Consider the following 25,758-nt stretch of genomic DNA (forward strand, 5'->3'; position numbering starts at 1 on the left):
TTGATGTGAAGTTTCAGCGACGTGTCAAAAAAACCGAGAAAGAGACGACGGCGCCCGCGCGCCGCCCGTCCCGACGCTCCGCCACGCCCGCAAACGGGGCGGCCACGGAGCGGGCGGAGGGGCGCCAGCTGACGGGCAATGTGCGCAACGCCCTCGTGGCGACGTTCCTCGGTCTCGCGGTTATTGTGGCACTGCGCGAATGGTTCAATATTTCCGGAGTGCTTGGCGGGGTTATTCACCACGCCACCGCCGGTATCTTCGGGCTGCTCTCCGTTCTTCTTCCTGCCGTCTTCTTGGCCCTCGCTATCAGGCTGGTGGTCCCGGCGCGCGGGAATGAACACCGGCGGGTACTGCTGGGTGTGTTGATTATTGTGGTGTGCCTGGCCGGCATTATTCATGTGGTAAAACAGCCGCGTAGCCCAGCCGACCACTTCGCGGACGTAGAAAACGCCGGCGGCCTGATCGGGTGGCTCAGCGGGGGTGTCCTCGAGATGCTTTTCTCCCCGTGGGGAGCTGTTCCTATCCTCGTCATTATTATCCTGTGGGCCGGGTTCTATATCGCCGACGTCTCGATGGCGGATATCGCCGCGACTATTCGGGACCGGCGCGAACAGCGCCAGCTTGATGCGGGGGAGGAGATCGCCAACCGCGGGCATTCCGCCTCGGTGCCCTACGATTCCCCGCATGATATTGACGCGGCGGAGAACACCACCCGGCTCCCCAGCGCCGGGCGCACGTCCCGGCGTGGAAAAAAATCCGCGCGCAGTTACTTGGATGCGGCACTGTCCGGGGCTTCTTCTGAGCACGACGACGCCGCTACCGATCCAGCCTCCAGTAACGGCGGGAATGGTGCGGACGGGGCGGCGGGGGCTGCCTGGGCAGACGGTGCCAATGGCGCCAACGGTGCGCAATCCCAGGGCGCTACCACGGTGCTGCCGCAGACTACGGCGGGCGGCGGGCCGGCGGGCCGGGCGGCGCCGTCGCCGAAAAAAACAGTGCGCACCAAGAAAACCGGCGGCGTGGCTGAGACCCAGGATGCGGAGGCTACGGTGCCTGATCTGCCCGCACCCGATACCGGTGCACCGTTCACCCGCACTCAGCAACTGGCCCTCGACCCGAGTATTTTGTATGAGCTTCCCTCACCGGAGCTGCTCAAACGCGGAGCGGTGCATCCCGAACGTACCGAAGCCAATGATCGTGTTGTGGCTGCGCTTACCCAGGTCTTCACTGATTTCGGGGTGGATGCGCAGGTAGTAGGCTTTTCGCGCGGCCCGACGGTCACCCAGTACGAAGTTGAATTGGGGCCGGGTGTCAAGGTAGAGCGCATCACCCAGCTCTCGAAAAATATTGCTTACGCGGTGGCGAGCGCCGATGTGCGTATTCTTTCCCCCATTCCCGGTAAATCCGCGATCGGCATCGAAATTCCCAATGCGGACCGTGAAGTGGTGCAGCTAGGCGACGTCTTGGCATCCGACGTGGCGCGCCGTGACCACCATCCCCTCACCGTGGCGGTGGGAAAGAACGTGCGTGGGCAGTTCGTGGTGACCAACCTGGCGAAAATGCCGCACCTGCTGGTGGCGGGCGCCACCGGTGCCGGTAAGTCATCGTTCATCAACTCGATGATTACCTCGGTGCTCATGCGTTGCACCCCGGACGAAGTGCGGATGATCCTCGTGGATCCCAAACGTGTGGAGCTGACGATTTACGCGGGCATTCCCCATCTCATCACCCCGATTATCACCAACCCGAAGAAGGCCGCCGAGGCGCTGGAATGGGTGGTCAAGGAGATGGACGCGCGCTACGACGATATGCAGTCCTACCGCTTCAAGAACATCACCGATTTCAACGAGGCGATACGGGCGGGCACCGTTAAGGCGCATGATCCGCACCGTACCCTCCAGCCCTACCCCTACCTGCTAGTCGTGGTGGACGAATTGGCTGACATGATGATGGTGGCCCCGCGCGACGTGGAATCCTCCATCCAACGCATCACCCAGCTGGCGCGCGCCGCCGGCATTCACCTGGTGCTCGCCACCCAGCGTCCCTCCGTGGACGTGGTCACCGGTCTCATTAAAGCGAATATTCCTTCCCGCCTAGCCTTTATGACCTCGTCGCTAGCTGATTCGCGTACCATCCTCGATCAAGGTGGGGCGGAGAAGCTTATCGGGCAAGGTGATGCTCTCTTCATGCCGGGCGGTGCCCAGCCGATTCGCCTTCAAGGTGCCTGGGTGGACGAGGCGGAAATTGAGCGTGTTGTCGAGCATGTGAAAACGCAGCTGCGCCCCCAGTACCGCGAAGACTTCCAAGAAACGGTAGAGGCCGCCGGGCGCGAGAAGAAACAGCGCGAAGAAATCGGTGAAGACCTCGATATTCTGCTCCAGGCCGCGGAAATTGTTATCACCACCCAATTCGGATCTACCTCTATGTTGCAACGCAAATTGCGCATTGGCTTCGCCAAGGCGGGGCGGATGATGGACCTGCTTGAACAATACGAGATTGTGGGGCCTTCCGAAGGCTCCAAGGCCCGCGACGTGCTGGTGGCCCCGGAACTGGTGGAGGATGCCCTCGCTATGCTGCGCGGAGAACGCGACTCGATTTACGAGGACGAAACAGGTGATGGCGGGTCCGGAGCTGGCGCCGGTGCGCCGGGAACTGGAGCGAATGGCGCGGCAACGGGGCACGGTGCGGAAGGCGGGAACGCCGGGAACGTCGCTAACGGTGCCTACGCTGGAAGCGGTGCAGGCGCAGCAAACGGCGCGAACGGCGCCGGAGCCGGCACCGGGTACGCAAACCGCTACGCCGAAGATCCACTGGCACACGACCCGGAGAGCACCGCACCCACCTGGTATGACGACGATGACCCCGCTGGCGAATCCGGGGAGGACGCCTGGCAGCTCACGGGGCGGTAAAGTAGGGCCATGTCTCACACGAACGCTCCGGAGGCGAGCGAGCCGCCCCTCCTCAATATTGCGAATGCTTTGACGGTCACGCGGATTATCCTCATCCCCGTTTTTATCTGGGTGTTCTGGGAGCCCACTGCTACTCGCAGTTTCTGGGCGTGGGTAGTTTTCGCCGTCGCCGCGTTCACTGACCGCCTTGACGGGCAGCTGGCGCGTTCGCGGGGCCTCATCACCAACTTCGGGAAACTTGCCGATTCCATCGCTGATAAAGGCCTCATAGCAGCGGCGCTCATTATGCTGTCTCTTCATGACCGGTTGTGGTGGTGGGTCACCATCCTCATGATCTCCCGCGAAATTTTCATTACTCTGGTGCGGATGCTCGTGGTGACGAAACAGGTCATAGCAGCTGGATGGATCGGCAAACTCAAGATGTTTGCCCAGTCCATCGGCGCCGGTATCCTCATGCTGCCGTGGATCGCGTGGCTTGGTCACCCGGGCGGAGATATTTTCCAGTGGCTCGGGTGGATAACCCTCGGGGTTGCCCTCGTACTTTCGGTGTGGTCCGCGATCGGATATGTAGGTGACGCGGTGCGTATTGCCCGCGGTGGCGGCCACGAGGCGCACTCATGACGACGGCGCAGCCCATTGGCACGGCGGAGCTCGCCGCGCTTACGCAAACTTGCGTGAGACGCTTGCGGGAACGCGGCCTCAGCCTCGCCTGCGCGGAATCCCTCACCGGAGGGCTGCTCACCGCACAATTCGTCACCATTCCCGGGGTTTCCGCGGTGCTGCGCGGGGGAGTGGTCAGCTATGCCACCGACCTCAAAGCCAGCATCCTGGGCGTATCCCGTGAACGTCTACGTAGCCACGGGCCGGTGGATCGGGACGTGGCGCTCCAGATGGCGCAGGGCGTATGCGACGTCGCCGGAGCTGATATCGGCATGGCCACCACCGGGGTAGCCGGGCCCGGCCCGCATGATGGACACCCGGCGGGAACGGTATGGATTGCGGTGAGCACGCGGAACGGGGCGCATATGGCGCGCGAACTTCATATTGCCGGGGGGCGTAGCGACGTACGGAGCGGGGCGGTGCGCGGCGCCGTCGAACTTCTTGACGCGTTTTTGCACGACGGCGCAACCGATCAGGGTGCCGAGTCGGCTGTGTCCTGACTAACTCCTGTTCGCTCCCAGTAAATCTTCAGATTCGCCTGGCTTAATATTTGTGGAACCTTTTGATGGCCTCGTGCCACGAGCCTGGCACCGGAGGCGATGAAGATGTTTCGCTCTGTGGGGAATAAAAACAGGAAGTAGGCGTTGAGGTTAGTGATGACAATTGATACCCGTACCGGCGTAACCCGGAAGAATGATTTCGTAGTGCGTCCTGAACAGCGCCAACCCGCTCTCCTTCGCGAAGAGATTGGTGAGGTTTTACGGGCTTACCGGCAACGGCAAGGGCGTACCCTGCGGGAAGTTTCCTCCGATGCACGTGTATCTCTCGGATATCTCTCCGAAGTCGAACGTGGCCAGAAGGAAGCTTCTTCGGAACTCCTCGCTTCGATTTGCCGGGCGCTTAACGTACCCATGAGTCACGTGCTGCGCTTGGTTGCCGATCGGATTGACCTGGTTGAAGGTCGCATCCCGGCCCACCTGCGCGTGCCGGAAAGCCCGGCGGAACTCATGCGTGGGGAACTCTCCACTACAAAGTAATCCCTGTGCACCACGTCGCAAACGGCGCGGTCAAGGTGCGCACCGCTCGCGAAGCGGGGGCGCTCAGAGCTAGCTCCGTGGCTTCAGCTCTCCTTGATACGCGCCGTTATGCTGTGTCGGAGCGCTTCTCGCCAGGCGCGTCTTACCCACGACCCCACAACACATGAAGGAATATAATCCACCGGTGCGTGAATCAGAATTCTGGCTCAATATTGATCGTGCTTTCCCGCATGGGCGCGGGAGAAGTGCAGCCCAAGATCTCGTTCTTTCCGCCCTGGGAGATCGTAGCCCGGCCCAAGCCCTTGAAGCTGGGGAAGATCCGCAACGTATCTGGGATGCCGTGTGCGACACGATGGGATTCCCGGATTACTATCACTACCTCCATAGGCTTAGCCCGGAAGATTTCGCGGCCCGTGAATAGTGACCGGGAGTAGTACTCGTGAAGTAGTGCTCGCACGTCGTTCTCGCGGTAGGCAGTTGCGTGCAGTATTCGCGAGTTAGGTGTGAATGCAGTGGGTGACACACCTGTTCAATGCGGTACCGAACAACCGTTCGTACTAGAATGATCCACAGATCCACAGATCCTCAGGCGTCAGCGTTATCCACAAGAGTTTCGCAGCGTCTAAGTATGTCGTAGGCCGGATATACAGTGATCTCGAGCCTCTCGGAGAGGGAGTGTCTCGCCTAGGCCTGATCTGTAGGAAACGTGAGTAAGGATGGGATATGGCCGCAGCTAAAGCTAGTGCCCGCACCAAAACGGTCGGGCGCCCCATGGCGGATGATCGCAAACAGGCAATTGATACCGCCCTGGCGCAAATTGATAAGCAATTCGGTAAGGGCTCCGTTATGCGGCTGGGGGATCATGTCCGTCCCCGGGTGGAAGTCATTCCTACCGGATCTATCGCCCTGGATATCGCCCTCGGTATTGGCGGATTGCCGCGCGGGCGCGTGGTAGAAATTTACGGCCCGGAATCTTCGGGTAAAACCACGGTTGCTCTCCATGCTGTTGCCAGCGCGCAGCGCAATGGTGGCATCGCTGCGTTTATCGACGCAGAACACGCACTTGATCCGATCTATGCGCGGGCTTTGGGCGTTGATACTGATTCGCTGATTGTCTCCCAGCCGGATACCGGAGAACAGGGCTTGGAAATTGCCGATATGCTCATCCGCTCTGGCGCGATCGATATTATCGTCATCGATTCCGTGGCGGCCCTTGTTCCCAAGGCGGAAATCGAAGGCGATATGGGTGATTCCCACGTTGGCTTACAGGCACGCCTCATGAGCCAAGCGCTGCGGAAAATGACCGGTGCACTCTCGGCTTCGGGAACCACCGCTATCTTCATTAACCAGCTGCGTGAAAAAATTGGCGTGATGTTCGGTAACCCGGAAACGACCACCGGAGGGAAGGCACTCAAGTTCTATGCTTCCGTTCGCATGGACGTGCGGCGCATTGAAACTCTTAAAAACGGTAGTGAGCCGGTGGGGAATCGTTGCCGCGTCAAGATCGTCAAGAACAAGATGGCTCCGCCTTTCAAGCAGGCAGAATTTGACCTCATCTACGGTGAGGGAATTTCCCGGGAGGGAAGCCTTCTCGATGTCGGTGTGGAGTTGAATATTATTCGCAAAGCCGGCGCCTGGTTCACGTATGAGAGTGATCAATTGGGCCAAGGCAAAGAAAAGGCCCGCCAATTCCTTATGGATAATCCGGATTTGCGTGATGAAATTGAGGATAAAATTCTCCGCAAGGCCGGACTGCGTGAAGATACGGAAGGAACCGAAACCGGAGAAACCGAAACTAAGGCGGGTAGCGGTGGTGCTGCTACCAGTTCCACGGGTACCAAGCAGAGCTCATCCGCGAAAAGCAGTGGGAATGCTACCGAGACTGTTGACTTCTAAGTAGGTGGTCACGGTGACAAACTACTCGGATACCAACAAGCACTCTGGGCGATCACCGGGCCGCAGCCGATCACAGCGGGGCACCCGGAATGGGCGAGGGAACCGAGGTGTGCGTGACCTTGAATCCTTGAGTGAAGAAGAACAACTACGCCGGGCTCGGGATATTGTCTATCGCCAGCTAGGTATGATGGACCGTTCCCGTTATCAGCTCAGTCAGGCGCTCCACACCCGTCAGGTGCCGGAGGTAGTGGCTGAACGGGTACTCCACGAATTTGAAGTTGCTGGCTACATTGACGATGCCAAGTTTGCGCGTGTCCTCGCTGCGGTTCGTCGGCGTGATAAAAATGCTTCCCGGCGTGCTATCGCAGCTGAGTTGCGCCGCAAAGGCGTAGCCGCGGATCTCATCGAAGAAACGCTCGCGGAAATTAGTCCCGATGCTGAACTTGATTCCGCGGTGGAGCTAGCCGTGAAGAAGCTGCGCAGCGCTTCCGGGAAACCGGAAACGCTAGCTCAGCGCACGTACGCCATGCTCGCCCGGCGCGGCTTCACAGCCGAGCAATGCGCACAGGCGCTGCGTCAAGCCCGGGCGCTTCTCCTAGATGAACGCACCGCGGAAGAAATGGGTGATGGCGGGTACAGTTACGCGTCCGAAGGTACGGTGGCAGAGTGATTATTGCAGTCGTGGGGCCCACCGCAAGCGGAAAAACATCTGTATCGCTGGAACTTGCAGAATTTTTGGGTGGGCCATCCAGGGTGGAGATCATCTCCGCCGATGCGATGCAGCTGTACCGCGGTTTAGATATCGGTACCGCTAAACTTCCGCTCGCGCAGCGGCATGGAATTCACCACCATCAAATTGATGAGCTGGATATCGCGGAAGAAGCTTCGGTTGCTGCCTATCAAAAGCATGCTCGGCAGGATCTAGCTTCTATCACCGCGGCGGGGAAAATCCCCTTGGTGGTGGGAGGCTCGGGGCTCTATGTGTCTGCGCTTCTTGATGAATTGCAGTTCCCCGGGACCGATCCCGGGCTGCGTGCTGTGATTACGGAAGAAGCCCGCAGCGATTACCCTCGGCTCTTGCGGGAGTTGGAGGAACGCGATCCGGAGGCGTATGCCACCATCGATACTCGTAATGAACGCCGGGTCATTCGAGCTCTGGAAGTTATTCGGCTCACGGGTAAGCCCTACACCCCGCGTTTCCCGCGCCACACCTCGCACTATGAGGATGTACATATCTTCGCGATCCACCGCGAAATAACTGACCTTCATGCCGCGATCAACGCACGTGTGGATGAGATGATGAGGGAAGGACTCCTCGAAGAAACCGCGGACTTGTTGCGCCGCGGCTTGCGAGAAGCCCCTACCGCATCGCGGGCCACCGGATACCCTCAGGCCATGGCGATCCTGGACGGCAGCCTCAGCCTCTCTGAAGGAACGGAAGAAATCCGTATCGCTACCCGGAAACTTGCGCGTCGGCAACGCTCGTGGTTCCGGGCCGATCCGCGTATAACGTGGCTGGAAGCTGATGCGGATACCCCGGTCCAGCTTGCCTCCCGAATCCTCGAGGATTTGACTGAGGAGTGCGAGGAGTGCCCGTGTCACTAGCGGGGTATTTTCTTCGAACCTAGTGGCCAATGCGCATAGCTACCGGCGTACATGCAGGACCCGGAATCCCTTGGAGGATCCAATCTTCTCGCACAGGTAGCCCTCGCCCGCTATCCAGGTAGCAAGAGAATCCGCACCCAAATTTTTCTGTACAACCAGGTAGGCTTCGCCATCTGAGGCCAGGCGGCCCAGCCAGGTAGCAAGCAAGTTATGCAAGGCAGTTTTCCCGATCCGGATAGGAGGATTAGACCAGAGCAACCGAATTGATTTCTCTCCTAAACGCTCCAGGGCCTCGCCGGGGGTAAGCACCTCGCCACGCAAGCCATTGGTTTCAAGGTTGATACGCGTCAATTCACGAGCCCGCTCATTCACATCCACCCCGATAACGTGAGGAGTTTCAGCGGCCAAAGCCAAGGTGATCGGCCCCCAGCCGCATCCGAGGTCCACTGCGATTTCACCTGGCTCCAACTCCGGTTCGGGCACTTTTCGTAAGAGGACCGCGGTTCCTTTATCGAGGCCGTTGCCGGAAAAGACGCCGTCGTCGACCGTAACGGAATAGTCCCGCCCGCGGATCGTTACCTCCATGGTGCGGGTATTGCTCGCGGTATCCGGATGCTCTGAAAAGTAGTGCGAAGTCATAACACCAGCTTAAACGAGCCACGGAGAGGAAGAAACTCGCAGGAAGCGCCGTAGAACACGCATATGCGCCAAGTTACCGGTAGGAAACTTCGGCGCAACGTGAGAAAATAAGAGTCCATACGAAGGAGAACGTGGCCATTAGCAACGAAGTACATGAACATGAGCACCACGTCGGTGATGTTGATATCTCTACCCGCCGCGGCACGGTGCTCCAAGCCGATACCGTATGGCAAGCGAGTACGGATAACATCCACCGCGACTACATCGGCCTCCAGGAAGTGGAAGGCCTAGCCCGCGGTATCGAACGCGAACAAGGTATCGATGTTGAATACCGTCAGGTTCGCCTGGAACGAGTCATCCTTGTGGGAGTTTTCGCTGATGACCGTCCCCGGGCCGAAGAATCCCTCCGTGAACTCGCAGCACTAGCTGATACTGCCGGCTCCACGGTACTCGCCGGGGTTATCCAACGCCGCGCGCTTCCTGACCGCGCCACCTACCTCGGGGCGGGAAAAGCCCGAGAACTAGCCGCGATGGTGGAGGCTCAAGAAGCTGATACCGTCATTGTTGATACCGAGCTGGCGCCTTCTCAACGGCGTGCCCTCGAAGATCTCGTCAACGTCAAGGTTATTGACCGTACCGCCCTCATCCTCGACATTTTTGCGCGGCATGCCCAATCGAAGGAGGGCAAAGCTCAGGTAGAGCTCGCACAGCTCGAATACCTCCTTCCACGGTTGCGCGGTTGGGGTGAATCGATGTCACGTCAGGCCGGTGGGCAGGTGGCCGGCGGTGCAGGAATCGGATCGCGCGGCCCGGGTGAAACTCAGCTGGAATTAGATCGACGCCGCATCCGCCAACGCATGGCAAAACTCCGGCGCGATATCAAAAAGATGGCACCGGCCCGCTCCACTCGGCGTGCTGAACGGCGCCGTACCGGTATCCCCTCCGTGGTGGTGGTTGGTTACACGAACGCCGGGAAATCCTCGCTGCTCAACCGGCTTACCGGGGCGAATGTTCTGGTAGAAAATGCCCTCTTCGCCACTCTCGACCCGACTGTACGTAAAGCTATTACCCCGGAAGGGCGCGAATTCACGCTTTCAGATACGGTGGGATTCGTGCGTAATCTTCCTACCCAGCTGGTCGAAGCTTTCCGCTCCACCCTCGAGGAAGTGGACGGGGCAGATGTCCTCCTTCACGTGGTCGATGCTTCCAACGCAGACCCGGTCGCCCAGGTCACCGCCGTACATGACGTGCTCGTGGATGTGCCCGGTGCCCGTGATATCCCGGAGATTATTGTGCTCTCCAAAGCCGATATTGCTGATCCGGTAGATCTGACCGCACTGCGTTCACGCTACCCGTCCGCTATTGCGGTTTCTTCCCATAGCGGGGTGGGTATCGATGAGTTGCTTGCGCGCATCGAAGAAGAACTGCCCCACCCCAATATTGAAATTGATGCCATTATTCCTTTCGAGCGTGGCGATCTCGTCTCGCGGATTCTGGAAGAGGGCGAACTTTTGGACGAGCTCGAGTATCTGCCAACCGGCACTCGTATTCACGCCCGGGTACGCGCCAATATTGCTGGGCAGATCGACGCCCGCTGGGGTATCCAAACAGAGGTGTCCAGCAGGATGCGGGCATGAGGAAAGAACTGACCGAGATCCTCGAGCTGGTGGTCGCGGATCTCGGGGGAGCGGTCCGCGAGGGACAGAATCGTATGGTCGAGGAGACCGCCACCGCTCTGGAGGACTCCTCCCACGTACTGATTCAAGCCGGGACGGGAACTGGGAAATCCATCGGCTACCTGGTCCCGCTCATGGAATGGTCGGTGCGGACCGGTCAGCGTGCGGCCGTGTCCACCGCCACCCTTGCTTTGCAGCGCCAAATCGTGGGGCAGGACGCGCCGCGTGTGGCGCGGGCCGTCAGCGCGGTAACCGGTCATGAACCGCATATTGCCCTGCTCAAAGGCTGGAATAACTACGTGTGTTTGCGCAAGGTCCACGGCGGTTATCCCGAAGATGATGCGCTTGTCAGCCGCGCCGAAGGAGAATATGGCGCGAGCGCAACCGGTGAAGAAGTCAAGCGCTTGCGTGAATGGGCCGCGGAAACTGAAACCGGGGACCGTGACGACCTTGTCCCCGGGGTATCCGAGCGGGCCTGGCGCCAGGTGTCCTTGAGTAAACCCGAATGTGTGGGGGTGAAGTGCCCGCTGCGTGACGTGTGTTTTCCGGTGCGGGCGCGCACCGAAGCCGCCGAGGCGGATATTGTTATCACGAACCACGCCATGCTGGGCGTGCATAGTTCCGGCACCCCGGTACTCCCCGACGTGGATGCTTTCGTTGTAGACGAGGCTCATGATCTTGCCGACCGTGTCACGAGCCAACTCACGTTTGCGCTCTCGCATGGCGAAATCTCGGGATTGGCGCGCTTGCTGCGCCGCGAAAAAATCTTGGCCGAGGGGATCGAACGGGCCCGTGACGGCGTCGTCGCCATTATGGATGAACTGGAGGAAGGGCGCCTCACGTGCCTTCCCGCGCCCCTGCAGGACGCTCTCATGCTGTTGTTGCGTGAATTGCAGCTGGTGGAGAACGACGTCGCAGCTTTGCCCGGCAGTACCGAATCAGATGCCGCGACGAAAGCCGTGGTACGTCATCGGCTCTCTACCTGCGTCGATATGGTAAGCGCCATGGTGAGTGAGGAGGTGGCAGCCGGCGCTTTGGTCGTGTGGCTTTCCCGCGATCTGGAGGGGCGTTCGAGTCTGTGCGCGGCGCCTCTCGATGTGTCCGCGCCGTTGGCGGATACGCTTTTCGAGGCCCGCCCCGCGATCCTTACTTCTGCAACGCTGGCCATCGGTGGGCGTTTTGACCTGGCCGCGCGTCAGATCGGTTTTTCTTATCCGAGCCAGGGACCGTGGCGGGGAATCAACGTCGGATCGCCATTCACCTACCATCAGCAGGGCATTCTCTATATTGCGCGCCACCTACCCGTCCCGGGGAAGGAGGGGTACGGGGAGGAAACTCTGCGTGAACTCGTCGAATTGATCGAGGCTTCGGAGGGCGGGGCGCTGTGCCTTTTCACTTCCCGGAAGGCCGCAAACGAGGCCGCGGCTTTCGCTCGCGATCACCTCGATGTACCGATTTTGGCGCAGGGCGAAGACCAGCTGCCCACCCTCGTCAAAGATTTCGCCGCGGATCCCCACGCTTCGCTTTTTGGGACGCTTTCGCTGTGGCAGGGTGTGGATGTTCCCGGTGTGACGTGCCGTTTGGTGACCATTGACCGGATTCCGTTCCCGCGCCCCAACGATGCGCTGGTGCAAGCGCGTTCACGCCGGGCTAACGAGCGCGGATATAACGGCTTCATGGAAGTGTCCGCGGCGCATGCTGCTCTATTGCTGGCGCAGGGGGCCGGGCGCCTCATCCGCAGTGAGGGTGACCGGGGTGTGGTGGCGATTCTAGATCCGCGGCTTGTTACCGCGCGTTACGGTGGGTTCTTGCGTGCCTCCCTTCCGCATATGTGGGGAACGGGCGACGGTGCCGTGGTGCGTGCGGCCCTGGGGCGGCTCGCGGCTCAGGTTAAATAGCGGCCTTACCTGGATGGTAACCCCGCTTGGGCAGCAGGCAGTGGTACGACGACGCGCCCCTGCTCGGTATGCGGGTTTACCAATCGTGGCGCTCCGGTGGCCACCCGAAACCGGGCTTGGCTAGAGGGTGCGCAGTACCATAACGACGCGCCCGAGTACTTCGCTATCATCAGCGGGAATGGGGGAGTAGGCGGGGTTACAAGGAAGTAGCGTAACGTGGCCATCGCGGCGTTGGAGAACTTTTACCGTGGCCTCGCCGTCGATCATGGCGGCAACGATTTCCCCGTTTTCAGCGGTGGGTTGGCGGCGCACCACCACCCAGTCCCCATCGCAAATCGCGGCATCAATCATCGATTCGCCCTGGACTTTCAGGGTGAAAAGCTCACCAGTTCCCGTCAATTGGCGCGGTAGCGGGAAGACATCTTCAATGAGCTCTTCAGCCAGAATCGGAGCTCCAGCCGCGATCTTCCCGACAACTGGCACATTAATTGCTTCACTAATATCTACCGGGAGGTCAGATTCTAAGCTGGTTCGGTCCGGTTCGCCCACCGGAAGTAGCCCGCTTCCCCACTCGGAATCACCGCGGGAGCGGCGTGCGTGGGCGAGCCCGGCGTCTGTGAGCTCAATCATGCGCGGCCGGCGCGGATTGCGGGAGATGTAGCCCTTTTCCTCAAGTGCATCGAGTTGGTATTTCACTGAAGAAGGGGAGGACATACCCACTTCTTCACCAATTTCCCGCACCGTTGGCGGGACACGGTGGGTGACGATTCCGTCAATCACAACGTCCAGTATCTCTGCCTGGCGAGCCGTGAGCTGAGGATGATCCATATGCACTCCCGAGCGTTCGTGCCGAATTTTTTGTCGTAAGGGCGGGTTTGAATAGTTCTACGACGGCGGGGTTCGGAGCGTAACCGAACCACACGGAATCGAACGAACGTTCTAGACAAACCCTTGCTGTCGTACTAGTCTAACATACAGATGTTCGGCGAACGAATGTTCGAGGAGTGAAAAATGAGTGTCGCATACCAGGAGATAACGCGGGAAACTAGCCGTGCTCACACCAGCCGGCGGCACCCGAAACTGCGGGTAGTGGGTGAGCAGTCCGCGGCCGTGCACAGTAAGCCGTGCGGGGAAGAAGTTCGCCGCGGGGATGTTCGCGGGGGAGCTTCGGTCACCGCGCTACGGGTAGCTGGGGCACGCCGGCGCTGGAACACTCCGGCTCTGGGTGCGGTGCGCCGCCCGGTGGTCGTTGCGCCACGGCCGGTTGTGCGATCGGCGGCGGGTGCGCCGGCCCGATCCGCTAGTCATATAGCTACTCGAGGGGAAGCCTCATCTACTACTCGGGTAGCGGCTCAGGTGTCGGTACCTTCGCGCGCCGCTTCAGCTTCTTTGGATGGAATCGTGCGGATGGGTGTGCGGGTTGCGCTGACCATTGCTGTCACTCTTCTCCTGGCCAGTTTTGCCATGATCGTAGGGACCACTTTCCTGGAAACAGGAATGGCAACCGTAACAGTGCAAGGCGGGGATACCTTGGCGAGTATTGCCGCCAGCATTCCGGGTGTTCCGGATATTTCCACCGGGGTGGCGGATATTGTCAATCTCAATGGGCTCGCTTCTCATGATCTGGTTCCCGGCCAGGTGCTTGAGATTCCGGGTTATTAGTCCTGAGGTACCGGCTGGGCATAGACCGCCCGGATGGTACGGGTGATACCTACGGGACTACCATAGTTATGCGGTTGGCGCATTATAGCTGAGCCATTTAGAATGATTAATGTGCATTGCCCATTTTGTCGCAACCCTGATTCACGGGTGATTGATTCTCGTACCGCTGATGATGGCCTGTCCATTCGCCGTCGTCGTGAATGCCCGAACTGCCACCGGCGCTTTTCCACGCTGGAAACAGCTAGCCTTGTGGTCGTCAAGCGTTCGGGTGCTACCGAACCTTTCTCACGTCAAAAAATTATTAACGGGGTGGGGAAGGCATGCCAGGGGCGTCCGGTCACCGAAGACCAACTGGCATTACTCGGAGCCCAGGTGGAAGAGAAAGTCCGCTCCTCGGGCAGCTCGCAGATTGATGCGCATGATATAGGCCTCGCCATTCTTGAACCGCTCAAGGCCCTTGACCTAGTTGCGTACCTTCGGTTCGCATCGGTCTACTCAAATTACGATTCCATTGACGATTTCGAGCGGGCCATCGCAGATCTCCGCCAGGATCCGGATGTTCCGGTTGCATCAGAATCGCCGGATTTCTCGAAACCTCAGTCCTGAGGGAGCAATACGCGGAAAACTGCGTGAATGCTGTGCACCGTCGGAGGTCAGCGTGCTATGCGGCGTCGTTATGAAAACTATGCCGCACGCGGAGACACAATGCTAGGGGCCTAACTTTCAGCGTTCTCCGGGTTTTCCCTATTTTGTGATACGGCGGTGTTCTCCGTGTCTGGGCGAGTAGCGCCATCGGTGCTTCCCTCAGGATTGGTCTGGTCATTGCGGCCGGTTCCATTATCTCCTACGGCAGGTGTCATGGATCGCGTGGCACCTGCAACTAGGTCGTGGCTGGACCGTACTACCCAGGTGGCAAAAGATTCCAAAGTAGCCCCGGCAGAACGCACGAAAGTGGCAATCGTTTCCTGGCTGGGGGCAGTCTTATCCACCCACTGGCGTACCGCACCGCCACTTTCCGTAGCAGACTTCGTGACGTTGGAGGCCCAGCTTTGAATCTGATCGACAGTCAGATTATAGGTGGCCTCCAACCCGGCCAATACGCGCTCGAAAGTTTCACGGGTCATATCACCTACCGCGGCAGTGGCGCTTCCGGCAACTGCGCCGGCTTTTTTCACCCACACCCCGGCCGTCAGTTCGAAATTATCCAGCTGTTCGCGCACCGAGCGGCGCATTACCTTCCCTAATTGGGAGGTGGGAAGGGCATCAAAAAGAGCAATGGACGAGGGCATCGCGTAATGGGCAAGCTTGCCTTCGGCCCAGCGGCGCACCGCCGCCAGGTCAACCGTGGACCCCGGCTCTAAAACGAGAGCTGCTACCACGGATTCGCCACGTTCCGCGGCGGGGATCCCCACAACTGCCACGTCGCGGATCTCGGGCATTTCTCGCAAGACATCCTCCACCTCGGAAGGATAAATATTGAAACCGGAGGAATTAATCATCTCCTTCGCGCGATCTGCCATAACGATGAAAGGCCCATCCCAGCGCCCCAAGTCACCGGTGCGCAGCCAGTCTCCGAACAGCGCCTGCGCGGTTTCCTCTGCTTCACCCAGGTACCCAGCAAAAACTTGCGGGCCGCGCACCAAGATTTCACCCACATCCTCGGCATCTTCCGCCAAATTATCGGGATTGGCGATGCGTACCTCGGTACCGGGGAAAGGAACGCCTAGGGTGGAGGGGCGCCGATCCTGGCTCATCGGAGATCCAGAAACCACCGGAGACGATTCCGTCATCCCGTACCCCTCAATAAGGAAACCTCCGGTGCGTTCTTCCCAGCGGCGCGCCACCTCCTCCGGCAGCGCCATCGCGCCGGACACCCCGAAACGAATCGAGGACAGATCAATATTTTCCCCGGCGGATTCCCGCTTTTCCACCTCGGCAAGAATACGGGAGAACATGGGTGTTACTCCGGGTAGCACGGTGATGGGGCGCCGCTTCTGGGCAGCCAGCAAGGACTGAATATCGAAATTCGGCAAGAAAATAGCGGTCGCAGCCAGATCAAGGCCGCACATCATCATGAGGGTAAAGCCGAATGCATGGAAGAGGGGCAGCACCCCAGCAATCACCTCGTGATGATCAGCTTCAAAAGGCACCCAAGCAATGATCTGCTTGCGGTTGGACACCAAATTCCGGTGCGTGAGCATTACCGCTTTCGGTTTACCAGTGGTACCCCCGGTGAACATATACAGCGCCACGTCGTCCGCCTGCGGTTTACGGAAGGTAGCGAGATCCATAGGAACCGCTTTCCGCCACTCCCGATCAAAAGATGCCACGTGAGCCGGAACACTCCCGCGCAAGCGAGCACGCTGGGTGCGAGCCTGCGCCACCGGAAGCTTGAGAAGCATCCGAGAGGTCAGCGGTAAATCTCGGGAGAGGTCCACCGCGAAATAGTGGCGCGGGTCGTGGGGATCTGGTGCCAACGTGGCAATGGTCTTCTCCCATGCGATAACAACTCGCGCATCAACCATCGCAATTTGGCGGCGCAATTCTGGTTGGGGAGCTAGCGGATTCATCTCCGCGACGGTTGCGCCCGTCAGGATCGCACCCCACAGGGCATACATATGTTGGGGGCAATTTGGCAAGGCCACGGCGACGGTATCCCCGCGCTGCACCCCCAAACTGCGCAGGAGAGTGGCAACACGGCAGGACCGCTCAACAAGTTCACGGTAACTCGTTGTTGCCCCGAGGAAATCTAAGGCCACCCGATTGGGATAGCGTGCGGCCGCGCGCAGGAGCGACTCTTCTAAAGTTTCCTCGTCCACCGTGATATCGGAAGGCACCCACTCCGGATAAATATCCAGCCAAGGTTTCACGGTCATTCGTACTCCTTCACCCACCCGAACAGCGGCCTCATAGCATTGACTAATCAATCATAGTGGTAATAATTGCGAACTGCGGTACGCGTAACTACGGTATGCGTAACCACGGCACGCGAAGCCGCGACGTGACAGCCCGAAGCCCACGGCCCTCTGAACCGCAGCGCAAGGGGCGCGCGGTCTTAGGAACCAACACCGGCGGCGCTCGCGGTGAGCCCGGCCGGGAGCGCGCCTTCAGAAACCACGTGGAGGAGCTGGGTGGGGCGCGTCATCGCCACGTAAATATTGCCCGGTCCCTCGGCCAAAATCTCATTTGGCTCCACGAGCACGACAGCGTCAAATTCCAAGCCCTTGGACTGCACTGCCGTGAGAACTTGGATCCGGGCCGTGACATCACGACCGGTGACGTCTACAGTCCATCCGGCCAGTTCCGGAGCTGTCGCGATAGCGGCCGCTACCCGAGCTACTCGAGTCTCCGGCACGATCACTCCGAGGGTACCGGCCTGCCCGTAACGTGCATCCAAGCGTTCGCACACCTGCGCCGTCTCCCTAATAATGCCCGTGGTAAGAGTTCCGGGTGCGCAGCGCTCGGCGATCTTCACGGTGCCACCCTCGGTACGGGCCGCACGCACGGGGCGCACCATGACCCCGGCCGCGCGCTGCACCGCCCCGGCAGTATCCAAAATAACGGCCGGTGTTCGGTAGGACACCGTGAGTTCTTCTACGCGCACCCGATCAGCTAGGCGGCCCAGCAACCCCTCCCAGCCGGCTCGTGGTGAACCATCCGGGCGTTGGTCAAGGTCACCGACCACCGTCATGGAACGGGAAGGATTACGCCGAATGAGCATTTCCCACTGCATGGGGGAGAGCTCCTGGGCTTCATCGACCACTACGTGACCGTAGGTCCAGGTCCGATCCGCGGCGGCACGCTCGGCTAGTGAGGTACCGTCCCCGCGTCCACCCATCCGTTCGGCCAGCAGCTCTGCACTCACGATCCCGCCGCCCACGCCCAGCGCCTCCATTGTTTCTCCGGCATAGCTGAGTCGATTTTGTTCGGCCGCATCGCGTGCCGCCCGGGCGTGGCGTTCCGCATCGGTGGCAAAAGATCCGAGAACTTCAGCGAATTCATCGATGAGGGCAATATCGGCGATGGTCATGCCATGCCCGACCGGACGCTGCAACGCGGCTCGCTCCGCAGCATTGAGCTCGGGCGCCACCTCGGCAAGAAGATGCGGTTTGGTGAGCAAGCGCTCCAGCAGTGCCACCGCGGAGGAAGGCATCCAGCGCAGGTTGATTTCCCGGCGAGCATCAATGCTCTCTGCCACATCGGCAATAATCCACGGGTTTTCCGAGAGCTCCACGTCCTGGCCTTCGGCCACCTGCCGCGCTAAAACATCTACGAGGTATTTCGCGTAAGTATCGCGGGCTTCGTTATGCCGCTTACCTGTACGGCGCGCCCGCCGTTGCGCGTTTTCGACATCCTGCGGGGTTAGGCGTACATCAACCCCGCTGATGCGCATCCGCACGGCCTTGCGCAACGGACGTTCGAGGAGGGTGCGCACCGCCCGCGGGGCGATAGTACGCCATACCAGGCGGCCTTTAATCTCCGCGGCGGGGGCAGTATCGACGGCGCTTACCGTTACCCCGGGCACCAGCCCGGCAATCGTCGTCGATACGACATCAGATTCTCCCAATGACGGTAACACCTGATCGATATAGCGCAAAAAGACTGGCGAGGGACCCACAATGAGTACGCCAGAACGCGCCAGGCGCTCGCGATGGGTATACAGAAGGTAGGCAGCGCGATGAAGGGCCACCGCTGTTTTCCCGGTGCCCGGCCCGCCTTGGACCACCAGCACATTATTAGAATCGGCGCGAATAATACTGTCCTGTTCGGCCTGAATCGTCGCGACGATATCGTTCATTTTCCCGTCGCGCGCCGCGTTCATCGCCGCCATGAGAGCGCCCTCGCCCGTCAGATTGAGATCTGAGGAGGCACGCGAAGAGTCAAGAAGCTCATCTTCCACTCCGGTGACCGTGCGCAGGCGGGTCTGAATATGGCGGCGCCGCCGCACCTTTCCCGGATGGGCGGCGGTGGCCCGATAAAACGGTTCGGATTGCGGGGCACGCCAATCCAGGAGCAAGATCTCTCCGCTTTCGTCCTTCAAACCGATCCGCCCGATATGATCCGTTTCACCCTCGCGGGTATCGAGCCGGCCGAGAACCAGCCGGTTTTCGACTCGCCGCAAGCGGGTGAGATTATCTTCGTAATGGGTGGCGAAAGAGTCTCGCTCGGTCATCTCACCGGCGCTTTCCTGACCGCTCTGGCTGCGAACCGCAGCCAGGCGCTGGGCATAGGCTTCACGCTGGCGATCAAGGGCACGGTACGCAGTATCCACGAAAAGCTGTTCTTCCCGTATTGCGTCCTCGCGCGCGCTATGAGGATCGTTGACCACGAGCAGCTCCTCCTGATGACCGAACATAATCGGGTGGTGTCCTGGAAAAAAGTAACAATCAATTATGACGGAAAACGCCGGGGCGCGCTATAGTGCGGTGACGGGAACGACAGTGATAAGCCGGTGGCGAATACCGGAACCGTGTTCGGTTACGTCTCGTTGTAGAGGTTGCCGTTATTGAAGTACGACGGCGCCCGGCGCGCTCGGCCGGGCCGGTAGTCTAGGCTGGAAGGGAAGCTAGCGAGCTGGAGAGGGAGGAGGATCACGGTGAATTATTTCGTTTACCCCTGTGAGGGGGAACAGGAAGATTCCTGGGCGAGCGGGGAGCGCTGTGAAAGCGTCGTCGTTCATCTCACCGATCCCATCAATGATATTGGTTCGGTGTCAGAACTCATTGCCTCTCAGCTCTACACCCTAGAGCTCAGCCCGGTGGCCGATATAAATGTGGACGGGCTGGTTGATTATCGGGCGCAGCGCCCGCGGGTGCACTATCTCAACGGTGCGCTGGAAGACATTGCCATCCCGGCGCTCGGGCTGTTCCACGCCAAAGATATCGAGGGCACCTCTTTCTTACTTCTGCTCGGTACCGAACCAGATTTTTGCTGGCAGGGGCTCAACTCTGAGCTCATGGCGGTTTTCGCGCAGCTGGGAGTGAAGCGGCTCTACCGGGCCGGATCGGTGGCCGGGGCACTACCCCATACCCGCCAGCCGGATATGCTCATCCGCACCCGCAATGCCGATCCGGTGGCTCCCGCCCTGGAAGCTGACGTGTGGTATCCGGCGTCCTTCTCTGATTTTTTGGAATACAGTCTCGGGCAGATGGGAGTGGCGACCTTCTCTGTGACGGTGCGGGTGCCCATGTATATTGCCGGGCACCATTACGCGGCCGGGGCAGCCAGCGCGCTCTCCATGCTCGCGAAAACGGCCGGGCTGAGCCTGCCTCTGGGAGACTTGGAAGCCAGTGCCGCCGAAGAATCCGAGCAACTTGCCCAACTCACCGAACATAATGAGCAGCTCGCGGAAATCGTAGCTGCCCTGGAAGCCGAATATGATCGCGCGGAGGGGCATCCGGGGCTTATCCAGGCCCCGCAGCACACCCTTACCGTTCCCAGTGCCGATGAAATTGGGCGTGCGGCGGAAAGCTTCCTCGCCCGAGTGGATGCCTCAATGGTCAAGCGCAAGGAGCATGCTGATAACGAGCAGGCGCAACTGACGGAACGCCTGGAAAATATGCGGGCTGCCTGGCAGCACGCCAGTAGCGGGCACCGGTCCGGCGCCGAAGCACATACTGAAGCCGAGCCGCGTACGACAGGCGAGCCGGATGCCCACGGCCCGGAAGACGGGGGCCCGGCGCCTCAGCGCCCGCGCGGTCGGCACGCCGCGGACTAGTCTTCAGGTAGGGGAGCGCCTGCGGGTAAGTAGCCGATATCGGCATCCCGCTCGAGGATGGCGCCGCGAGCCCGCCGGCGTAAATCCGCCCGTCCCACCATGCGCGCGGGCAGTGGGAGGCGGCGAATCAGTCGCTCGATCTGCGCGAAAGCGAATTCTCGCTGGGAGGCAGCCAATACGATATTGCCGAAGCGACGCCCGCGCAGCACCGCCGGATCCATAATCGCTAGCACATGCTCGAAATGCTCGAGGAGAGCCCGTGATTCATTCGCGAAGCGGGTCAGGCCGGTGGAGGCCACCGAGTTGAGGAGATACACACCGTCTGGTTGTAAAACTTGGGCGACTCGCGCAGCGGCGTCGCCGGTACGCAAATGGGACGGAACATCACGGTCAGCAAAAGCATCGCGCACCACCACGTCCCAGCGCGCCGCCGTGGTGTCCAGGGTGACGCGCGCATCCTGTACCCGGATACGCAAACGCGGGGACGGGGGCAGATCGAACCATTCGCGTGCGTAGGTGGCGAGTTTGCCATCGATTTCCGCTGCTAGCTGGCGTGAGCCGGGCCGAGCCGCATCCAGGGCACGTGGAAAAGCGCATCCGGCTGCCCCCAGGTGGAGTACTCGCAGCGGCTGGAGCTTGGGATACATGGCTTCGAGAATGCACCTAAACTGTTGCATATACTCGAATTCTAGATACGTGGGATCGTCAAGATCCAAGGCGGAGGATTCCACCCCGTCCAGGTAGAGGGTCACGAGGGAAGGGCGATCCGAGCGCCGATCCAGTTCGGCGAGGGCATAATCAGTTCGCACGGGTTCGGTAGGCACACTCACAGCTCCAGCCTAATGGAGAGCGCACCGTAACGAGGGGAACTCGGAAAAAGAAACCGCGCGTGAGGATACGCGGGCGGAACCGGGCGAACGGAAACGGGGTGAGAAAATGGAGCGAGAGGAAACGGAGGGCTTATGTCACGCGCACCGCGCTCACGCGCAGTCCGCCATTCCTGGGGCGATGACGATTCGCGTACTCCTATCCTCCATATTGATATGGATGCCTTTTTTGTATCCGTGGAGCTTCTCGACCATCCGGAGCTGCGCGGGCGCCCCGTCGCGGTGGGCGGCCAGGAACGCGGTGTTGTGGCCGCCGCTTCCTACGAGGCACGCGCCTTCGGGGTGAATTCCGCGATGCCGGTGGGACAGGCACGGCGGCGTTGCCCGAATCTCATTATGCTCACCCCGCGCCTGGAACTTTACCGCGCGGTATCGGAAAAAATCATGGCGATTTTGCGGGAAGTCACCCCGCTGGTGGAGCAGCTCTCCGTGGATGAAGCTTTTCTAGACGTAGGGGGAGCGCGCCGGCTTTTCGGCCCTCCCGTTCATATTGGTCAGCAGCTGCGCGCACGTATCCGCACCGAGGTTGGAGTACCTGCCTCCGTGGGGATCGCCGCCACCAAACACGTGGCTAAAATAGCATCCGCGCACGCCAAACCAGACGGGCTTCTCCTTGTTCCCGCCGCGGCTACCCTCCATTTTTTGCACGATTTACCGGCCGGAGCCCTCTGGGGTGTGGGCGGGCGCACCGAAGAACGTTTGCGTTTGCACGGGATCGAAACGGTGGGGGACGTCGCCGCAGCCGGTCCTGATCAACTCCGCCGCCTCCTTGGCACCGCTGCCGGGGATCACCTCTTCCAGCTGGCCAGCGGCGTCGACCCGCGCCCCGTTACCCCGAGCCGTGAGGAAAAATCCATCGGACGTGAAGAAACCTTTTTCGACCCCCTGGCTGACCGGGACGAACTCCACCGTATTCTGCTTTTCCAGGCGCATGACACCGCAGTCCGGTTGCGTGCAAAAGGCCTGGTGGGGCGCACCGTCGCTATTAAGGTGCGCTTCCCGGATTTCACCACCATTACCCGCTCGGCAACACTGCCGCAAGCCACCCAGGTTGCCGCCGAGATCTACGAACGCGCCCGCGAGCTGCTGGACGGGGTGGAGGTCACCGCCGCCGGCTTGCGGCTCCTGGGCTTGCGCGTAGAGAACCTGAGCGAGCAGGGCGGTTTCCAGCAGCTCGCTTTCGATGACGATCCGCGCCGCGGGGAGGCCGAGAGCGCCATGGATGCGGTGCGCTCGCGGTTCGGCGCCGGGGCGCTCGGCCCGGCAAGCCTCTTGCATCGGCCGACGACGGGGCGCGACGGTCGGGTAGAAGGTGCCGGAACGGGGCGCGACGGCGGGGCGGGAGGCGCCGGAACGGGGCGCGACGGCGGGGCGTCGGGAAGCTCCGCACCAGGGGGACGCACGGGGCTCCGGGACGGTGTATCGTGACACAACATATCGTGACGGTGGTGCGCCGGGCACGGTAGACTGGCAGCAGTACAGTAACAAGGAGGCACAGTGGCCCTATCGGACTACGAGAAGAAGATGCTCGCTGAGCTGGAAGCGCAGCTCACCAACGAGGATCCCAGCTTCGCGCGTAATATGAAGCCCGCTGCGCCGGAAGTAGAAGCCATCAGTCGGCAGCTGTCCGTGCGCAATCTCGTACTGGGGATTCTCGGGCTGGTTGCGGGCATCGCCATTCTTATCGGTGGGATTTCTGCACCGAAGATGTGGTGGCTTGGTTTGCTCGGCGTCATCATCATGTTTGCCTCGGTATGGTATGCGCTCGCGGGTGTACATACTGAGAAAGTTGCGGTGCCTGCTGGAGGCGCGGGATCCCCGAGTGCGTCGGGGCCGCGCGGGGTATCGTCTTTTATGCAGCGCCAACAAGAAATGTGGGAAAAGCGCCGCCGCGGCGAGCACTAGAAACTACGGTAGCGCGGGCCCGGTTCGTCCGGTAGCTCAAACTCGGCACCCATAACGGTGAGAGGATATCGATCCTCTCACCGTTTTCTTTTTATAGATACGACGGCGCAGCTGGGTGCGCCCCCGTGCTACCGGACGTTCTGCTTTACCGAGCGCCTCGCGTAACAAATTGGGCGTTCTTCACCCCTGAACACCCCACCGTACTCCACCTGCGCTCCACTCAGTTTCCCCTGTTATGGCGGGCTTTTCTGGGAATCACTAGCGCGACATACCCTCGTCATGGCAAACTGGTGGAGCAAAGTGGAGTAAAGTGGAGGCAAGCGCCACGAGAGGGGGTGCGGTAGATGTTCCTCGGCACGTATGAGCCCAAATTGGACGACAAAGGTCGAATCATTCTGCCCGCCAAATTTCGTGATCAGCTCCAGGGCGGGCTGGTGATGACGCGCGGTCAGGAACACTGCATCTACGTTTTTCCGCTCGCGGATTTTGTGGAATTGCAGCAAACCCTGGCTAAAGCCCCCTTGACATCCAAAGAGGCGCGGTCATATACCCGCGTGCTGCTCTCCGGCGCCGTGGATGACGTCCCTGATAAACAGGGACGAATCACCATCCCGGCGATGTTGCGCACGTACGCGGGCCTGGATCGCAACCTCGCGGTTATCGGCACGGGCAACCGGGTCGAAATCTGGGATAGCGCCGCGTGGGCGGTCTACCTAGAGGATCAAGAATCGGCTTTCGCCGATAGGGAAGAAGAGGTCATCCCCGGCCTCTTCTAGGAATCGCGTGATCGCGGTGGCGGTCTTTCGCGAGAGCTCTGAGGCACTTCCCCAGCTTCAGATCGCTCGCGGGGGATCACTATCGCGGGCGCCGCAATAAGAAGGGCACAGGATGGAGACAGCACGTACCTCGGGCGCACCGCGCGCCGCCGGGAACGCGCTGCATGCCCCGGTGCTCGTGGACACCTGCATCGAGCTCCTCGCTCCCGCTTTCCAGGTTCCCGCCCCTGTTCTTATTGACTGCACCCTCGGGATGGGCGGGCACACCGAAGCCTTCCTCGAGCGTTTTGAGAACCTCACCGTTATCGGAATTGACCGCGATCCCGCAGCCATTACTTTGGCGGGGGAGCGCCTGGCCCGCTTCGGGAAGCGGTTCCGCCCCGTCCAAACCACGTACGACGACGTGGCCGCGGCAGCGGGCAATCGCCCCGTGGATGGAATCCTCATGGACTTGGGAGTGTCCTCCCTGCAATTGGATGAAACCGAGCGCGGGTTCTCCTACTCCCACGATGCTCCGCTTGATATGCGTATGAACGCCCAGGTCGGGCGCACCGCCGCAGATATCCTCGCGGAAGAATCGGTAGGTGAGCTCACTCGGATTTTGCGCGAGTACGGGGAAGAAAAATTCGCCCATCGTATCGCTACCACCGTTGTGCAACGGCGCGCCAGTGCCCCGTTGCTCCGTACCGGCGAACTGGTGGATATCGTGCGTTCGGCCATCCCCGCCCCGGCGCGACGCACCGGGGGAAATCCCGCCAAACGCACTTTCCAGGCCTTGCGCATCGCGGTGAATGACGAACTCGGAACACTTGAGCGGGCCTTGCCGGCAGCCCTCGCCGCTTTGCGGGTGGGTGGGCGCATCGTCGTCGAAGCGTACCAGTCCCTGGAAGACCGCCTGGTGAAACGGGCTTTTGCCGCCGGGGCCACCTCTCGGGCACCCAAGGGACTGCCCGTTGAACTTGAAGAACATAAACCTTGGTTGGAACTCCTCACCCGAGGAGCGATTCGAGCCAGCGAAGAAGAAATCACCCGCAACTCCCGGTCCGCGTCCGTTCGCTTACGCGCTGCCGAGAAAATCCGTCCCGGAGGTCAGCTATGAGCGCACAGCCCCACGCTGTTGCAGCGCCGCGTACCCGTCCCGTGATCTCGGGGCGTCCCGAACTCACGCTTATCCCCACCCCGGCGGCGCACCGTGGCTTTCTCGGTACCGTGATCATATGCATGGCGCTTTTCTTCGGCGCGTTTGCCACGGTTTTCGCTCTTAATACGCGTATGGTAGGCACGGCGTACGAAATCCGCTCCGTTAAGCAGGAACTGGCGGTCGCGCAATCGGTGGAGTCCACCCTCACGGATGAAGTGGTGGGGGCTTCCACTCCGCAAGGCCTCAAGGAACGCGCGCAGGACCTCGGCCTCGTCCCCGCCACGGACGTTCAGCATATGGACCTGGGGTCCGCTACGATTCTTGCTCCGATTCCGGGGGAGTGACACGA

General features: G+C 60.5%; 23 protein-coding genes. 18 read left to right on the forward strand and 5 right to left on the reverse strand.

Features of this window, described 5'->3' with window-relative positions; all coding sequences use genetic code 11:
* Positions 1-5 precede the first annotated feature (5 nt).
* The 8 genes from ACRQEG_RS01540 to miaA all read left to right on the forward strand — a co-directional run bounded on the left by ACRQEG_RS01540 (position 6) and on the right by miaA (position 8,107).
* Entirely contained in the window at positions 6-2,909 is a 2,904-nt protein-coding gene (locus ACRQEG_RS01540) for an FtsK/SpoIIIE family DNA translocase (protein WP_435730741.1), read from the forward strand.
* Between the two features lie 9 nt (positions 2,910-2,918).
* Complete coding sequence (gene pgsA, locus ACRQEG_RS01545; RefSeq protein ID WP_435730740.1) at positions 2,919-3,530, forward strand: CDP-diacylglycerol--glycerol-3-phosphate 3-phosphatidyltransferase; 612 nt, start codon at positions 2,919-2,921, stop codon at positions 3,528-3,530.
* Positions 3,527-4,069 carry a CinA family protein gene (locus tag ACRQEG_RS01550; protein ID WP_320758127.1) on the forward strand — a complete coding sequence of 181 codons (543 nt, stop codon included), beginning with the start codon at positions 3,527-3,529 and terminating at the stop codon, positions 4,067-4,069. The genes pgsA and ACRQEG_RS01550 overlap by 4 nt, the downstream gene beginning before the upstream one ends.
* A gap of 156 nt (positions 4,070-4,225) precedes the next feature.
* Positions 4,226-4,606: a helix-turn-helix domain-containing protein gene (locus ACRQEG_RS01555; RefSeq protein WP_026428564.1), complete on the forward strand. Its 381-nt coding sequence runs from the start codon at positions 4,226-4,228 to the stop codon at positions 4,604-4,606.
* 184 nt (positions 4,607-4,790) lie between these two features.
* Positions 4,791-5,027: a DUF3046 domain-containing protein gene (locus ACRQEG_RS01560; protein ID WP_320758126.1), complete on the forward strand. Its 237-nt coding sequence runs from the start codon at positions 4,791-4,793 to the stop codon at positions 5,025-5,027.
* Positions 5,028-5,329: 302 nt separating this feature from the next.
* Positions 5,330-6,502 carry a recombinase RecA gene (gene recA, locus ACRQEG_RS01565; RefSeq protein ID WP_320758125.1) on the forward strand — a complete coding sequence of 391 codons (1,173 nt, stop codon included), beginning with the start codon at positions 5,330-5,332 and terminating at the stop codon, positions 6,500-6,502.
* Between the two features lie 109 nt (positions 6,503-6,611).
* A complete protein-coding gene (locus ACRQEG_RS01570) occupies positions 6,612-7,172 on the forward strand; it encodes a regulatory protein RecX (protein WP_320758124.1) in 561 nt (186 codons plus the stop codon).
* Entirely contained in the window at positions 7,169-8,107 is a 939-nt protein-coding gene (gene miaA, locus ACRQEG_RS01575) for a tRNA (adenosine(37)-N6)-dimethylallyltransferase MiaA (protein WP_320758123.1), read from the forward strand. Before ACRQEG_RS01570 ends, miaA begins: the two co-directional genes overlap by 4 nt.
* A gap of 39 nt (positions 8,108-8,146) precedes the next feature.
* Here miaA and ACRQEG_RS01580 read toward each other — a convergent pair whose 3' ends face one another.
* Positions 8,147-8,746 carry a class I SAM-dependent methyltransferase gene (locus ACRQEG_RS01580; protein ID WP_320758122.1) on the reverse strand — a complete coding sequence of 200 codons (600 nt, stop codon included), beginning with the start codon at positions 8,744-8,746 and terminating at the stop codon, positions 8,147-8,149.
* Between the two features lie 131 nt (positions 8,747-8,877).
* Here ACRQEG_RS01580 and hflX point away from each other — a divergent pair, with 131 nt between their 5' ends.
* Together hflX and ACRQEG_RS01590 are read left to right on the forward strand one after the other, a co-directional pair.
* Positions 8,878-10,383 (forward strand): GTPase HflX, encoded by a 1,506-nt coding sequence (hflX, locus tag ACRQEG_RS01585; protein WP_320758121.1) that lies wholly within the window; start codon positions 8,878-8,880, stop codon positions 10,381-10,383.
* Positions 10,380-12,320: an ATP-dependent DNA helicase gene (locus ACRQEG_RS01590; protein ID WP_320758120.1), complete on the forward strand. Its 1,941-nt coding sequence runs from the start codon at positions 10,380-10,382 to the stop codon at positions 12,318-12,320. Before hflX ends, ACRQEG_RS01590 begins: the two co-directional genes overlap by 4 nt.
* 120 nt (positions 12,321-12,440) lie before the next feature.
* On the opposite strand, the gene lexA is transcribed toward ACRQEG_RS01590, so the two are convergent.
* On the reverse strand, positions 12,441-13,148 hold the full coding sequence (gene lexA / locus ACRQEG_RS01595) for a transcriptional repressor LexA (protein WP_016442529.1): 708 nt from the start codon (positions 13,146-13,148) through the stop codon (positions 12,441-12,443).
* Between the two features lie 183 nt (positions 13,149-13,331).
* On the opposite strand from lexA, the gene ACRQEG_RS01600 reads away from it, so the two are divergent.
* The gene (locus tag ACRQEG_RS01600; protein WP_320758119.1) at positions 13,332-13,982 is read left to right on the forward strand and encodes a LysM peptidoglycan-binding domain-containing protein; all 651 of its coding nucleotides are present in this window, start codon (positions 13,332-13,334) and stop codon (positions 13,980-13,982) included.
* A 102-nt stretch (positions 13,983-14,084) separates the two neighbouring features.
* Positions 14,085-14,588 carry a transcriptional regulator NrdR gene (gene nrdR / locus ACRQEG_RS01605; protein ID WP_016442531.1) on the forward strand — a complete coding sequence of 168 codons (504 nt, stop codon included), beginning with the start codon at positions 14,085-14,087 and terminating at the stop codon, positions 14,586-14,588.
* 110 nt (positions 14,589-14,698) lie between these two features.
* Here nrdR and ACRQEG_RS01610 read toward each other — a convergent pair whose 3' ends face one another.
* Positions 14,699-16,858: an AMP-binding protein gene (locus tag ACRQEG_RS01610; protein ID WP_320758118.1), complete on the reverse strand. Its 2,160-nt coding sequence runs from the start codon at positions 16,856-16,858 to the stop codon at positions 14,699-14,701.
* 179 nt (positions 16,859-17,037) lie between these two features.
* Complete coding sequence (locus ACRQEG_RS01615; RefSeq protein ID WP_320758117.1) at positions 17,038-19,338, reverse strand: HelD family protein; 2,301 nt, start codon at positions 19,336-19,338, stop codon at positions 17,038-17,040.
* A gap of 240 nt (positions 19,339-19,578) precedes the next feature.
* Here ACRQEG_RS01615 and ACRQEG_RS01620 point away from each other — a divergent pair, with 240 nt between their 5' ends.
* Positions 19,579-20,700 (forward strand): PAC2 family protein, encoded by a 1,122-nt coding sequence (locus ACRQEG_RS01620; protein WP_320758116.1) that lies wholly within the window; start codon positions 19,579-19,581, stop codon positions 20,698-20,700.
* On the opposite strand, the gene ACRQEG_RS01625 is transcribed toward ACRQEG_RS01620, so the two are convergent.
* Positions 20,697-21,530, reverse strand: coding sequence for a spermidine synthase (locus ACRQEG_RS01625; RefSeq protein WP_320758115.1), 834 nt, complete (start codon positions 21,528-21,530; stop codon positions 20,697-20,699). The two genes, ACRQEG_RS01620 and ACRQEG_RS01625, sit on opposite strands and share 4 nt — an antisense overlap.
* Before the next feature lie 132 nt (positions 21,531-21,662).
* On the opposite strand from ACRQEG_RS01625, the gene ACRQEG_RS01630 reads away from it, so the two are divergent.
* From ACRQEG_RS01630 to ftsL, 5 genes are all read left to right on the forward strand, one after another.
* Positions 21,663-23,015 carry a DNA polymerase IV gene (locus ACRQEG_RS01630; protein ID WP_435730738.1) on the forward strand — a complete coding sequence of 451 codons (1,353 nt, stop codon included), beginning with the start codon at positions 21,663-21,665 and terminating at the stop codon, positions 23,013-23,015.
* 69 nt (positions 23,016-23,084) lie between these two features.
* Complete coding sequence (locus ACRQEG_RS01635; RefSeq protein ID WP_320757855.1) at positions 23,085-23,492, forward strand: DUF3040 domain-containing protein; 408 nt, start codon at positions 23,085-23,087, stop codon at positions 23,490-23,492.
* A 344-nt stretch (positions 23,493-23,836) separates the two neighbouring features.
* On the forward strand, positions 23,837-24,268 hold the full coding sequence (gene mraZ / locus ACRQEG_RS01640; protein WP_320757854.1) for a division/cell wall cluster transcriptional repressor MraZ: 432 nt from the start codon (positions 23,837-23,839) through the stop codon (positions 24,266-24,268).
* 112 nt (positions 24,269-24,380) lie between these two features.
* Entirely contained in the window at positions 24,381-25,367 is a 987-nt protein-coding gene (gene rsmH / locus ACRQEG_RS01645) for a 16S rRNA (cytosine(1402)-N(4))-methyltransferase RsmH (protein ID WP_016442539.1), read from the forward strand.
* Complete coding sequence (gene ftsL / locus ACRQEG_RS01650) at positions 25,364-25,753, forward strand: cell division protein FtsL (protein WP_320757853.1); 390 nt, start codon at positions 25,364-25,366, stop codon at positions 25,751-25,753. Before rsmH ends, ftsL begins: the two co-directional genes overlap by 4 nt.
* Positions 25,754-25,758: the final 5 nt, after the last annotated feature.

Source organism: Actinotignum stranguriae (genome assembly GCF_051265215.1).
Taxonomy (GTDB): Bacteria; Actinomycetota; Actinomycetes; order Actinomycetales; family Actinomycetaceae; genus Actinotignum; species Actinotignum schaalii_C.